The 13,334-nt window shown below is 73.2% G+C and carries 11 protein-coding genes; 3 read left to right on the top strand and 8 right to left on the bottom strand.

Going from position 1 to position 13,334, the window contains the following annotated elements; translation table 11 throughout:
* Positions 1–24: 24 nt before the first annotated feature.
* The 4 genes from KO717_RS10190 to KO717_RS10205 all read right to left on the bottom strand — a co-directional run bounded on the left by KO717_RS10190 (position 25) and on the right by KO717_RS10205 (position 5,951).
* The gene (locus tag KO717_RS10190) at positions 25–1,326 is read right to left on the bottom strand and encodes a M50 family metallopeptidase (RefSeq protein WP_301366108.1); all 1,302 of its coding nucleotides are present in this window, start codon (positions 1,324–1,326) and stop codon (positions 25–27) included.
* Positions 1,323–2,576, bottom strand: coding sequence for a 1-deoxy-D-xylulose-5-phosphate reductoisomerase (gene dxr, locus KO717_RS10195; protein ID WP_301366109.1), 1,254 nt, complete (start codon positions 2,574–2,576; stop codon positions 1,323–1,325). Before dxr ends, KO717_RS10190 begins: the two co-directional genes overlap by 4 nt.
* A gap of 20 nt (positions 2,577–2,596) precedes the next feature.
* On the bottom strand, positions 2,597–3,925 hold the full coding sequence (locus tag KO717_RS10200; protein WP_301366111.1) for a hypothetical protein: 1,329 nt from the start codon (positions 3,923–3,925) through the stop codon (positions 2,597–2,599).
* A 91-nt stretch (positions 3,926–4,016) separates the two neighbouring features.
* Positions 4,017–5,951, bottom strand: a complete 1,935-nt coding sequence (locus KO717_RS10205) for an acyl-CoA dehydrogenase family protein (protein WP_301366113.1) — start codon at positions 5,949–5,951, stop codon at positions 4,017–4,019.
* Positions 5,952–6,343: 392 nt separating this feature from the next.
* Here KO717_RS10205 and KO717_RS10210 point away from each other — a divergent pair, with 392 nt between their 5' ends.
* Entirely contained in the window at positions 6,344–7,297 is a 954-nt protein-coding gene (locus tag KO717_RS10210) for an aromatase/cyclase (RefSeq protein WP_301366114.1), read from the top strand.
* A gap of 114 nt (positions 7,298–7,411) precedes the next feature.
* Here the strand turns inward: KO717_RS10210 and KO717_RS10215 are convergent, their stop codons facing one another.
* The 4 genes from KO717_RS10215 to KO717_RS10230 form a co-directional block, all read right to left on the bottom strand.
* Positions 7,412–7,681, bottom strand: coding sequence for an acyl carrier protein (locus KO717_RS10215; RefSeq protein WP_301366116.1), 270 nt, complete (start codon positions 7,679–7,681; stop codon positions 7,412–7,414).
* A gap of 73 nt (positions 7,682–7,754) precedes the next feature.
* Complete coding sequence (locus tag KO717_RS10220) at positions 7,755–8,990, bottom strand: ketosynthase chain-length factor (protein WP_301366118.1); 1,236 nt, start codon at positions 8,988–8,990, stop codon at positions 7,755–7,757.
* Positions 8,987–10,255: a beta-ketoacyl-[acyl-carrier-protein] synthase family protein gene (locus KO717_RS10225; protein WP_301366120.1), complete on the bottom strand. Its 1,269-nt coding sequence runs from the start codon at positions 10,253–10,255 to the stop codon at positions 8,987–8,989. Before KO717_RS10225 ends, KO717_RS10220 begins: the two co-directional genes overlap by 4 nt.
* A 6-nt stretch (positions 10,256–10,261) precedes the next feature.
* Positions 10,262–11,377, bottom strand: a complete 1,116-nt coding sequence (locus KO717_RS10230; RefSeq protein ID WP_301366121.1) for an acyltransferase domain-containing protein — start codon at positions 11,375–11,377, stop codon at positions 10,262–10,264.
* A 230-nt stretch (positions 11,378–11,607) separates the two neighbouring features.
* Here KO717_RS10230 and KO717_RS10235 point away from each other — a divergent pair, with 230 nt between their 5' ends.
* Complete coding sequence (locus KO717_RS10235) at positions 11,608–12,639, top strand: ketoacyl-ACP synthase III family protein (RefSeq protein WP_301366123.1); 1,032 nt, start codon at positions 11,608–11,610, stop codon at positions 12,637–12,639.
* Positions 12,612–13,313: a 4'-phosphopantetheinyl transferase family protein gene (locus tag KO717_RS10240; RefSeq protein ID WP_301366124.1), complete on the top strand. Its 702-nt coding sequence runs from the start codon at positions 12,612–12,614 to the stop codon at positions 13,311–13,313. Before KO717_RS10235 ends, KO717_RS10240 begins: the two co-directional genes overlap by 28 nt.
* Positions 13,314–13,334: the final 21 nt, after the last annotated feature.

Here is a 13,334-nt window from a genome sequence, read left to right on the forward strand (position 1 = left end):
GACGCTGGGGCAGAGCCCCGTAAACTAGGTGATCTTGATCGGGTTGACCACGTCCGCCACCATCACCAGCAGGGTGAAGCAGATGAACAGACCCGCGACCACGTACGCGACGGGCATCAGCTTCGCCACGTCGAACGGGCCGGGGTCGGGGCGCCGGAAGATCCGTGCCAGGGTGCGCCGGAACGATTCCCACAGGGCGCCGGCGATGTGCCCGCCGTCGAGCGGGAGCAGCGGCAGCATGTTGAACAGGAACAGCGAGAGGTTGAAGCCGGCCAGCAGGTTGAGGAAGAAGACCAGCTGGTGCTGGGCGGGGATGTCGAGGGTGAAGATCTCACCGCTGACCCGCGCCGCGCCGACGACGCCCATCGGGCTGTCCTGCTTGCGCTCGGCCCCGTTGAAGGCCGCGTTCCACAGGTCGGGGACCTTGGTCGGGAGCTGGACCAGCGACTGGACGCCGGCCTCCATCATCTCGCCCATGCGGTCGACGGACTGGCCGAAGGACTGCGGGACGTAGCCGGAGGCGGGGGCGAAGCCGAGGAAGCCCGCGGTGACGTACTCGTCCTTGACGTACCTGCCGTTGCCGTCCGTCTTGGCGACCTTGTTCTCGATCAGGTTCGCCTTGAGGTCCATCCGCTCTCCCGCCCGCTCCACGGTGATCGTGGCGGGGCCGACGGTGGCGCGGATGTTCTTCTGCAGGACGGACCAGTCACCGACCGGCCGGCCGTTGAAGGCGACGATCTTGTCGCCCGCCTTCAGGCCCGCGGCCTTGGCGGGGGCGGGCGGGTCGGTGGGCAGGCACTTTTCGCGCTTGACGCTCTGCTGGACGACGCAGTCCGAGACGGTGGCGACCGAGGTGGTCTGGGTGTTGAGCCCGAAGGTCATCAGGGTCGTGAGGAAGATCGCCACGGCCAGGATCAGGTTCATGAACGGCCCGGCGAACATCACGATCACGCGCTTCCACGGCTTGCGCGTGTAGAAGAGCCGGCTGTCGTCCCCGGGCTGGAGCTCCTCGTACGCGGCCGAGCGCGCGTCCTCGATCATCGACCGGAACGGCGAGGTGGAACGGGCGGTGATCTTGCCGTCCTCGCCGGGCGGGAACATCCCGATCATGCGGATGTAGCCGCCCATCGGGATGGCCTTGATCCCGTACTCGGTCTCGCCCTTCCTCCGCGACCAGATGGTCGGCCCGAAGCCCACCATGTACTGCGGCACGCGAATGCCGAAGATCTTGGCCGTGGAGAGGTGCCCCAGCTCGTGCCAGGCGATGGAGACCAGCAGGCCGACCGCGAAGATCACGACCCCGAGCACCGTCATCAGTAGTGTCATGCGCGCGCCTCCACGGCGGCCCGTGCCGCCATCTCCCGCGCCCGGGCCCTGGCCCAGGCCTCCGCTTCAAGGACGTCCTGGACCGTCAGGGAGGTTCCCGACTCAGGTGTCCCGTGCTCATCGACCACGGCAGAGACCGTATCCATGATTGCTGTGAACGGCAGCCGACCTGCCAGGAATGCTTCCACGCACTCCTCGTTGGCCGCGTTGAACACGGCCGGGGCGGTGCCGCCGAGGGTGCCCACGTGCCGGGCGAGGCCCACCGACGGGAAGGCCTCGGTGTCCAGCGGGAAGAACTCCCAGGTGGAGGCCTTGGTCCAGTCGAAGGCGGGGGCCGCGTCCGGGATCCGCTCGGGCCAGCCGAGGCCGATCGCGATCGGGCCGCGCATGTCCGGCGGGGTGGCCTGCGCGAGCGTGGAGCCGTCGGTGAACTCCACCATCGAGTGCACGTAGGACTGCGGATGGACCACGACCTCGATGCGGTCGAAGGGGATGTCGTAGAGCAGGTGCGCCTCGATGACCTCCAGCCCCTTGTTGACCAGGGTCGCGGAGTTCACGGTGATCACCGGGCCCATGGCCCAGGTGGGGTGCGCGAGCGCGTCCTGGACGGTCACGCTCGCCAGCTCGGCGCGGGTGCGGCCGCGGAAGGGCCCGCCGGAGGCGGTCACCACGAGCTTGCGGACGTCGGCCCGGGTGCCGGCGGCGAGCGCCTGGAAGAGCGCCGCGTGCTCGGAGTCGACCGGGATGATCTGGCCGGGCTTCGCGAGGGCCTTGACCAGCGGGCCGCCGACGATCAGCGACTCCTTGTTGGCCAGGGCCAGGGTCCGGCCCGCCCGCAGTGCGGCGAGGGTCGGCGCGAGGCCGATGGAACCGGTGATGCCGTTGAGGACGGTGTGGCACTCGGAGGCGGCGAGTTCGGCTGCGGCGTCCGGACCGGCCAGGATCTCGGGCAGCGGCTCGGACGCCCCGTACCGGGCGCTCAGCGCCTCTTTCAGGGCCGGTACGACGTCCTCGCGGGCGACGGCCACGGTCTTGACCCGCAGCAGGTGGGCCTGCTCGGCCAGCAGCTCCACCCGCCCGCCGGCGGCGGACAGCGCGGTGACCCTGAACCGGTCCGGGTTGCGCAGGGCGAGGTCGATGGCCTGGGTCCCGATGGACCCGGTGGACCCGAGGATGACGATGTCCCGGAGGCCGGCCGCAGGATCGAAGAGGAGGTGCGGATCGGCGAGGGGGGCTGGGCGGTCGCTCATGCCCCCATTGTTGCCGCAAGTCATGAGCGGCCGGACACGGAGCCCCCTTCCGTTACCCGCAGAAGCAGGTGCGGGAGCGTTCCGGCGAACTCCGGGAGCGTCCGGGCCACTCTCCACCAGGCTTCGGGGTCCTCGTCGAGGGCCAGGGCCAGCAGGTGGCCGGCCTCGGCGTGGGAGGCGAGGACGGCCGCGGGGCGGTCGTGCCGGTCGGGATGGTCCACGTCGCCGAGCCAGTGGTCCTGATCGAGGGCCCAGCAGGCCGGCAGCTTGTGCCGGATCACGTCATGGCCGGTGAGCAGGCCACGGTCGATGCAGTCGCGCACCCAGCGGATGTCCTCCGCGACGCTGTCCATCGGCACGGCGAGGCTCGTCAGGGCCAGCTCGCGCTCCACGCCCCCGTAGGGCTCGACGGCCGTCGGGGACAGGTGGCGCACCGCGCGGACGAGGTCGGGGCCGGGCTCACCCGCGTCGGCCGCCTCGGGCACGGTGCCGTCGACCAGCGCCGCGACCAGCGCGGGCAGCGGGCCCGGGTGGCCGGGGGCGTGCCTCAGCAGCTCCGCCCACAGCCGGGGATCGTCCCCCAGCGGGCGCAGGGCCCTCAGGACGGCCGTCTGCATGCCGGCCTGTTCGGGCAGGGTCCAGCGCAGGCCGCGGGTGTCGGGGAGGCGGGCGAGCAGCAGGGTCCGGTGCGCGGGGGCGACGTGGGTGACGAGTTCCTCGTGCGTGACCCCTCCCATCCGCACGGCGCGGAGGGGAGGCCGGTGCCAGGAGCGCCCGTCCGGTGGCGCCGCCGGGGCTGCCAGGAACGCGTGGACGGTCTCCAGGGGAAGGTCCGCGACGAGCAGCAGGGCCTCGACCGCGCCGGCCGGCAGCGGCTCGCGCAGGTGCTCGGCGAGCAGCAGCTCCGGGTCCTGCCGGTACCGCAGCGCCAGGATGTCCAGCGGGACCCTCGGCCCGCGCCTGCCGTGCCGGCGCAGCAGGCCGGCCAGCTCGGCCGCGCCGAGCGGTTCCTCGCCGGGGTCCCTGCCGAGCTCGGCGCGGAGCACCGGCAGGAGTTCGGGCGGGGTGCGGCGGCGGGCGTAGCGGGCGGGTCCGGGCAGGCCGGGCAGCGGCCGGCCCACGACCCGGGGGTTGCGCGCGATGAAGGTCCGGTCGGCCGCGCCGCCGTGGCGCAGCAGCAGGGTGACGGTCGAGGCCGACAGCCACTCGTCCCGGCACAGGTATTTGCGGGTGGGCTCGTCGAGCCTGCCGATCATGTCGGTGACGACGTGGTCCGGTGCGTGGCGCAGCAGGTGCGCCACGCACCAGGCCAGCCGTCGGCTGGTGCGGTCTTCCTCGGCCGTCGGCATCGTTCTCGTCCGCCTCGCGCTGTGCTCGTACGCGTACCAGTACTCGTACTCATCCTCGTACGTCTGTCCGACGTCCGGCGATGATCGCAGGTCAGCGGATGGGGCGGTGCACGTTTTTCTGTGTCGAGGGTCCGGGCGTCGCGTCCGCGATCCAGGGGCCCTCGCCGGAGGGGTCGAGGACGCCCTCCTCCAGCCATGCGTAGGTGCCGGACAGGACGCCCGCGACCACCTTGCGGTCGAGGTCGTCGGTGTTGGACCAGAGCCGGCCGAAGAGTTCCTCCACGCGCAGCCGGGACTGCTCGCAGAAGGCGTCGGCCAGCTGGTAGGCCTCGCGGCCGTGGGCGCCGGTGGCGCGCAGGTGCTCGGCGCGGACGCAGGCCGCGCTCATGGCGAAGAGCTCGGCGCCGATGTCGACGATCCGGCCGAGGAAGCCCTGTTTGGTCTCCATCCGGCCCTGCCAGCGGGACATGGCGTAGAAGGTCGAGCGGGCGAGTTTGCGGGCGCTGCGTTCCACGTAGCGCAGGTGGGTGGAGAGGTCGGGGTGGCCGTTCGGGTGGAAGGCGCGGTAGGTGCCGGGGACCTGGCCGGGGCCGGTGGCGAGCTTGGGCAGCCAGCGGGCGTAGAACCCGGCGGCGCGGGCTCCGGCCTTCGCCTTGTCGCCGAGTGCCTTCTCCGGGTCGATGAGGTCGCCCGCCACCGAGAGGTGGGCGTCGACGGCCTCGCGGGCGATCAGCAGGTGCATGATCTCGGTGGAGCCCTCGAAGATCCGGTTGATGCGCAGGTCGCGGAGCATCTGCTCGGCGGGGACGGCGCGCTCGCCGCGGGCGGCCAGGGATTCGGCGGTCTCGAAGCCGCGCCCGCCGCGGATCTGGACCAGTTCGTCGGCCATCAGGCAGGCCATCTCGGAGCCGTAGAGCTTGGCGAGGGCGGCCTCGATGCGGATGTCGTTGCGGTCCTCGTCGGCCATCTGGGAGGCGAGGTCCACGACCGCTTCGAGGGCGAAGGTGGTGGCGGCGATGAAGGAGATCTTGGCGCCGACGGCCTCGTGCCGCGCGACCGGCCGGCCCCACTGCTCGCGTACGCCGGACCACTCGCGGGCGATCTTCAGGCACCACTTCCCGGCGCCGACGCACATGGCGGGCAGGGACAGCCGGCCGGTGTTGAGCGTGGTCAGGGCGATCTTGAGCCCGGCGCCCTCGGCGCCGATGCGCTGGGCGGCGGGGACCCGGACGCGGTGGAAGCGGGTCACGCCGTTCTCCAGGCCGCGCAGGCCCATGAAGGCGTTGCGGTGCTCGACGGTGATCCCCGGCGAGTCCGCCTCGACGACGAAGGCGGTGATCCCGCCGCGGTGGTTCTCGGACTTCGGGACGCGGGCCATCACGACGAGCAGGTCCGCGACGACCCCGTTGGTCGTCCACAGCTTCACGCCGTCCAGCACGTACGCGTCGTCCCCGTCCGGGACCGCCGTGGTGGCCAGGCGCGCCGGGTCGGACCCCACGTCGGGCTCGGTGAGCAGGAAGGCGCTGATGGCGGTGGTGGCGCAGCGGGGCAGGTAGGCGTCCTTCTGCTCCTGCGTGCCGAACATCTTCAGCGGCTGGGGCACGCCGATCGACTGGTGGGCGGAGAGCAGGGCCCCGATGGCCGGGCTCACCGAGCCGACGAGGGCCAGCGCCTTGTTGTAGTAGACCTGGGTGAGACCGAGGCCGCCGTACTTGGGGTCGATCTTCATGCCGAGGGCGCCGAGCTCCTTGAGACCGCGCACGGTCTCGTCGGGGATCTTCGCCTCGCGTTCGATGAGCGCCCCGTCGATGCGGGTCTCGCAGAACTCCCGCAGCCGGGCCAGGAAGGCCTCGCCCCGCCGGACGTCCTCGTCGGCGGGGAGCGGATGGGGGTGGATCAGGTCGAGCCGGAAGCGTCCGAGGAACAGTTCCTTGGCGAAACTGGGTTTGCGCCAGTCCTGTTCCCGGGCCGCCTCCGCGACCTGCCGTGCCTCGCGCTCGGTCACCTTGGGCTGTGTTGCGGACATGAGGGGACTCACCTCGCCGCCGAAGTCGGAAGTCAGGGGTCCACCGGCATTACCAGCCGGTGCTACCTGTGAGTCGTACCCAATGTCGACGGAATGGAACAGGGGGACGGCCGGCCGGAGAGCCCGAGCGGCGGGCCCCTCGCTGGGACCCTGACCTGCCACTCGACTCCTACCTGCGCAAACGGCCGCGACGGCTCGGCCCGCAGCTTCACCCGTCTGTCGCAAACAGCGGTGGGTGGACCACGGCAGCGACGACCGGGGGACCGCCCCGACCGGCGGCGCGTGGAGCACCCGCTCCCCGGAGTGCTGTAGCCGCTCTCCAGTCCCGCCGGAGTCCCCGGCACGACGGTGCCCGTACCCCGCGTGTGAGGGGCACAGAGAGGAGCAGTCCGATGTCGGATTCCGCTGTCCACAGGACACGGCACAGTACCGAGGTGGCGGCGAGTGCCGAGACCGTCTACCAGCTCGTGGCCAGGGCGGAGGACTGGCCGCACATCTTCCCTCCGAGCGTGCACGTGGAGCGGCTGGAGGGCGACGGGCGCCAGGAGCGCCTCAAGATCTGGGCGTTCGCCAACGGTGAGGTGCGGTCGTGGACCTCGCGCCGCGAGCTCGCGCCGGAGCGTGCGCGGGTGTCCTTCCGCCAGGAGGTCTCCTCGCACCCCGTGGAGGCGATGGGCGGCGAGTGGATCGTGGAGCCGGCCGGTGAGGGGCGCAGCACGGTCACCCTGCTGCACGACTTCCGGGTGGCGGGCGACGACGCGGAGGCACTCGCCTGGGTGCTGCGGGCCGTGGACACGAACAGCGACGCCGAGCTGGCGGCGCTGAAGCAGGCTGCCGAGACGTTCGCCGCCGAGCCCGGTGTGCTGCTGGCCTTCGAGGACGCCGTGGAGATCGAGGGCTCCCAGGAGGACGTCCACGAGTTCCTGCTCCGCGCGGACCTGTGGGAGGAGCGGCTTCCGCATGTCTCGCGGCTCGTGCTCACCGAGCCCGGCCCGGACCTCCAGACCGTGGAGATGGACACGGCGGCCCCCGACGGGTCCGTCCACACCACGCGGTCGGTGCGGGTGTCGTTCGCGCCGGACCGGCTCGTCTACAAGCAGACCGAGGTGCCGGCCCTGATGGCCGCCCATACGGGCCGCTGGACCCTCACCCCGACGGCCACCGGGGTCCGCGCCGCGTCCTGGCACACGGTGGTGCTCCGCCCCGAGCGCGTACGGGAGGTACTCGGCCCCGAGGCGACCCTGGAGGACGCCCGCCGGCTGGTGCGAGGCTCGCTCGGCAGGAACAGCACGGCCACGCTCCTGCTGGCCAAGGCGCACGCCGAGGGCGCGGTCACGGCCTCCTGAGCTCCCTCCTGGGCGGTGCGCGCGCGAACGGGGCCCGGACGACGACTGTCGTCCGGGCCCCGTTCCGTGTGCCCGCCGCACGGCCGGTGGGGGCGCGGCCGTGCGGCGGGGTGGTCAGCGGGCGGAGAGCGCCTCGTTGACGAGGTCGACGAAGGCCCTGGGCGTCTCGACGGCGTCCAGTTCCTCGTCGGCGAGGGACACCCCGTAGTCCCGTGCGATCCGGCCGGCCACTTCGAGCAGGGCCAGCGAGTCGTAGCCCAGCTCGGTGAAGGGGGTGTCGGCGGTGTCGCCGGACAGGTCGACGGCCTCGTCCTCGCCGGCGGCCTCGCGCAGGATGCGGGTGAACTCGTCCAGGCTCAGCGCCGCGGTCTCGGTCGCGCTCATGGTGGTCCTCTCTCGAAGGTCGTTGTCGATGTACGGAGTTGTCGAGCTGTCGAGCTGTCGAGCTGTCGTCGGATCAGACGGCCCGTGAGACGACGGCTGCCGCGTTGAAGCCGCCCTCGCCGCGGGCCAGGACGAGTGCGTGGTCGCCTGCCAGCGGGCGCGCGGAGCCGGTGACCAGGTCGAGCGCCCCGGCCGGCGGTGCGGTCGGTTCGTACACGGCCGGGGGGATGCTCCCGTCCCGCAGGCACAGCAGCGCGGAGACGACGTCGAGTGCGGCGCCGCCCGCGTACAGCCGTCCGGTCTGCGCCTTCGGCACGGCCACGGGCACCTTGCCGGGGCCGAACACCGCCGTCAGGGCCGCCGCCTCGGCCCGGTCGGCGTCGGGCACCCCGGCGGCGTCGGCCAGGACGACAGCCACGTCCGAGGGGGCCAGGCCGGCGTCGGACAGCGCCTGGCGTGCCGCGCGCTCCAGGCCGTCCGCGTCCGGCGCTCCGGGGTCGGGGTCGAAGGTGGCGGCGTACCCGGTCAGCCGACCGTACACGTGGGCGCCGCGGGCCTCGGCGGCCGCGGCGTTCTCCAGGACGACGTAGGCGCCGCCCTCTCCGGGCACGTGCCCGGAGGCCTTCTCGTCGAACGGGCGGTAGGCGTCGGCCGGTTTCCCGACGGTGCTCAGCCGACCCGAGCTGAGCTGCCCCACGAGGCCGAGCGGGCACAGGGCCCCGTCGACCCCGCCGGCCAGCATCATCCGCGTTCCCTTGCGCAGCTGGCGGCGGGCGTGGCCGATGGCGTCGAGGCCGCCCGCCTGGTCGGAGACGACCGCGCTGCTCGGGCCGCGCAGCCCGTGCCGGATGGCGATCTGGCCCGTGTTGACCGCGTAGAACCAGGCGAACGACTGGTAGGCGCTGACGAACTGGCCGCCCTTGCTCCAGAGGTTCTGCAGTTCCCGCTGTCCGAACTCGAAGCCGCCCATGGAGGCGGCGGAGGCCACGCCCGCCGCGTACGGGGACAAGGACTCCAGGTCGATGCCACTGTCCCGCAGTGCCTCGTCCGCGGCGAAGAGCGCGAGCCGGGTCATGTGGTCGGTCTGCGGGATCAGCCTGCTCGGGATGTACTCCTCGGGCACGAAGCCGGGGACCTCGCCGGCGAGCTGTACGGGGTAACCCGAGGCGTCGAAGCGGGTGATCGGGCCGATTCCGGTCCGGCCGCGCACGGTGGCGTCCCAGTGGGCGGCCGCACCGAGTCCGGTGGGCGCGGCCACGCCCACTCCGGTGATCACGGGCGCGGCGGTGGCGGTTGCGGTGGCGGTCATACGAGTCCCCTGTCCGGACGGGCGAGCACCACGGCGCTCTGGAAGCCGCCGAATCCGCTGCCCACGCTCAGCACCGAGTCGACGGTGGCCTCCCTGGCGGTCAGCGGTACGTAGTCCAGGTCGCACAGCGGGTCCGGCTCGTGCAGATTGGCGGTGGGCGGGATGAGTCCGTGCTCCATGGCGAGCACGCTGGCGACGAGTTCCAGGGCGCCGATCGCGCCGAGGGAGTGTCCGATCATGGATTTCACCGAGCTGACCGGCACGCGGTAGGCATGGTCGCCGAGCGCCGTCTTGAAGGCGGCGGTCTCGTGCCGGTCGTTCTGCTTGGTGCTGGATCCGTGCGCGTTCACGTAGTCCACGGCGTCCGGCGCGAGCCGTGCCTCGGCGAGCGCGAGGCGGATCGCCTCGGCCATCTCGGTGCCGTCCGAACGCAGGCCCGTCATGTGGTAGGCGTTGCTGCGCGTGCCGAAACCGGCGACCTCGGCGTAGATCCGGGCGCCGCGGCGCAGGGCGTGGCCGAGCTCCTCGAGGATCAGTACGGCCGCGCCCTCGCCGAGCACGAGGCCGTTGCGGGTGTTGTCGAACGGCCGCGAGGCGCGCTCCGGATCGTCGTTGCGCGGAGTGGTCGCCTTGATCGCGTCGAAGCAGGCGAGGGTGATGGGCGAGATCGGCGCGTCGGTCCCGCCGGCGACGACGACGTCGGCGCTGCCGTCGCGGATGAGGTCGGCGGCGTGTCCCACGGCGTCCAGGCCCGATGTGCAGCCGTCCGAGACGAGCGAGACCGGTCCGCGGGCGTTCACCGCGCGGGCCAGCTCGGCCGCCATCGAGCTGGGGACGAAGTGGTCGTAGAGGCGGGGTACGGCGTAGGCGGGGTCGACCAGCCAGTTGGCTCCGCCGTCGCTGAGGACCGTGTACTCGGTCTCCATCGAGGTGGTGCAGCCCACCGCGCAGCCCAGGCTGACGGCCGTCCGCGCCGGGTCGGGGCCGCTCACGTCGAACCCGCTGTCGGCGAGGGCCTCGCGGGCGGCGACGAGCGCGAACTGTCCCGCGCGGTCGAGGCGGCGCGCCTCCTGCGGGGACAGGCCCGCGGCCGCCGGATCGAAGTCGACCTCCGCGGCCACCTGCGACCGGAACGGCGAGGCGTCGAAGAGGGAGATGGTGCGGGTCGCGGTACGACCGGTCGACAGGAGGTCCCAGTACTGCTTGATGCCTGTTCCCCCCGGCGCGACCGCGCCGATCCCGGTGATCACTGTGCGTCGGTCCATGACACCTCACTTACCGTCCGTGAGAACCGGCGCTCCGGTCCCGGAACCCGAATCTGGGGAGCCGCTCTGGAGCCCGGGTCGAGAGGCCCTGGACCTCGCGGCGGGCATGGTGGCGGAGCCCGAGCCGGAGCCTGGGCCGGGCACGGCGGCCCCGGGGCCGAGCCGCACCAGGGCGGCGTGCAGGCCGTCCGCCTCCGCCGAGCCCGTACCCGCCCGGGCCGGCAGCAGCGGCACCACCACCGAGCCGCCCCGGACCACGCCCGGATGGCGGCGGGCGAGCGTGGTGAGGCCCTGGCCGGGTCCGGCCTCGGCCAGCAGCAGGTCGCGCCCGCCGAGCAGGGCGTCCAGGGCGGGCCCGAACAGCACCGGCTCGGCCGGCTGCAGTGCCCAGAACCGCGGGTCCCTGGCCTCCCGGTCGGTGAGCAGTGCCCCCGTGTATGCCGAGTACAGCGGGAGCGTGGGCGTGCGCAGCGGCAACCCGGCCAGTTGGGGCAGGGCCGTCAGTGCGGCCTCGCGCAGTACCGGGCTGTGGAAGGGGGTGAGGGCGCGGGCCCGCCGGCAGGTGAAGCCGTCGGCCCGCAGCCGTTCCTCGGCGGCCCGCAGGCCCTTCTCCGGTCCGGCGAGCAGGAGTTGGCGGGGGCCGTTGACCGCTCCGACGACCACGTCGGCGTCGGTGTACGGGGCGACTTCCTCGACGGAGGCGGCCACGGCGAGCATCCCGCCGGCCGGGGCCCCCGCCAGGGAGGTGATGCGGCCGGCCATCACGGCCACCGCGTCGGGCAGGGTGAAGACGCCGGCCAGCGTGGCGGCGACGACCTCGCCGACGCTGTGGCCGAGCAGCGCGGCGGGCCGGACCCCCGCGTCCATGACGGTACGGCCCAGGGCCCAGCCCACCGAGAACAGGAGGGGCTGGGCGTACTGGAGGGCGTCCGTGTCGGCGCCGGGGCGGCCGGCCAGCCAGTGGTCGCGCAGGAAGTGCCCGTGCTCCTCCCAGCATCCGAGCACACGGTCCATGGCGCGGCGGAAGCCGGCGTGGGCCCCGTACAGGCCGGCGGCCATGCCCGGCTGTTGCGCTCCCTGGCCGGGGAAGAGCAGGACCACGGGCGGTGGTTGGGCGGTCATGTGTGACTCCTCTCGTCGCGGACGAGGGTGCGGCCACCGGCTCCAGTGCTGCTGGACCGCTCGTACAGCACCGGATCCCATCGTGGTTCCACCGCCGGGGTACGCGATCCGCATCCCGGCCGGCTCCGCGAGCGGGCATGAGGCCGTCGGGCCCGGGCACCCCCGGGCCCGACGGCCCGGACGCGCTTGCGGCAACTGCTCTGGACAGCTGGTGGAAGGGCCATCGGGACATGAGGTACGACGACCTGTACATAGCCGGGGCGGCGCTGCACGTGGAGCGCCGCAGCCCGGTGTCCGACGCGTTGCGCGATGGGCTGTGCGACGAGCGGACCGCGGAGCGCTCCGGGATCACCTCGGTCGCGGTCTCTGCGGGCGGCTCCGCCCCCGAACTCGCTGTCGAGGCGGCCCGCCTGGCGCTCGCGCAGGCGGACGTCGATCCGGTGGACGTGGATCTGCTGCTGCACGCCACGGTCCAGTACCAGGGCCACGACCTGTGGGCGCCGGCCTCGTACATCCAGCGGTACGCGCTGGGCAACCGCTGCCCGGCCGTGGAGATCCGGCAGCTGTCGAACGGGGGCATGGCCGCGCTGGAGCTGGCGGCGGGGCATCTCGCGCCGGGCTCCGGCCGCACGGCCGCGCTGCTCACCACCGGGGACGTCTTCGGCGCGCCCGGATTCGATCGCTGGCGCAGCGATCCGGGCACCGTGTACGGGGATGCGGGCACCGCACTGGTCCTGTCGCGCAGGGCCGCCTTCGCCCGGCTGGTCAGTCTGGCGACCGTCTCGGACGCAGACCTGGAGGGGATGCACCGCGGGTCCGACCCCTTCGGCCGGATGCCGTTCTCGGTCCGGACGCCGATCGATCTCGGTCTGCTCCAACAGGAGTTCGTCGAAGAGACGGGCCGCTCGTACACCGTCGCGCGGATCAACGCGGGCCAGGACGAGGCGCTCAAGCGGGCGCTGGCGGACGCCGACTGCACACTGGCGGACATCGACTGGTTCGTCCTGCCGAACTTCGGTCGCAGGCGACTGCATTCGGTGTTCCTGCGCCGCTGGAACATCCCCGAGGAGCGCACCACGTGGGCGTTCGGCAGCTCGGTGGGCCATCTCGGCGCGGGTGACCAGTTCGCCGGGCTCGCGGCCTTGGCCGACTCGGGACGGACCCGGCCCGGGCAACGGTGCCTGGTGTTCGGTGTCGGCGCCGGGTTCACCTGGAGCTGCGCCGTCCTGGAGCTGTGCGCGACCGCGGGCCGGGCGGGGTGATCCCGCGCCGGGTGACCCTGTGGCAGGGGCGCAGCGAGGACCGCGCGGACACCCTGGCGGCGGACGCGGCCCTGCTCGCGCCGGACGAGCTGGAGCGGTTACGCCGGCTGCGCACTCCCCTCGCCGCCCGCCGGTACGCCGCTGCGCACGCAGCCGTGCGGCGGCGCCTGGGCGCTGTGCTGGACGTCGATCCGGTACGGGTGCCCCTCGGGCGCGGCCCGTGCCCGGTCTGCGGTGAGCGCCGGCACGGCCCGCCCGTCGTGCGGATGCCCGCCGACGGCCCGGCGCTCTCGTACAGCCTCTCGCGTTCCGGACCGCACTGGATGCTGGCCGTGGCGCCCGGGCATCCGGTCGGGGTGGACCTCGAACGGGAGCGGCCGCTGGACGTCGACGCCGTGGCCCGTGCGGCGTTCTCCGCCCGGGAGCGGCGCGCCGTGGCGGGCGCCGGCGGGCGCGCGCTGGCCTTCCGGTGCTGGACCCGCAAGGAAGCGGTGGCCAAAGCCACGGGGCACGGCATCGCCATGGATCTGCGGGCGGTCGAGACGAGGCCGCGGGATCCGGGTCCGGTGCGGGTGGCGGCCGGCTGGCAGGTGTACAGCCTGTTCCCGGGCGGGTCGCTGCACGCGGCGGTGGCCGTGCCCGAGGGCGAGCCGGGCCCGGTGTGCCGCTGGTGACGGCGGCACACCGGGCCCGGC

The organism is Streptomyces xanthophaeus, assembly GCF_030440515.1.
Taxonomy (GTDB): Bacteria; Actinomycetota; Actinomycetes; order Streptomycetales; family Streptomycetaceae; genus Streptomyces; species Streptomyces kutzneri.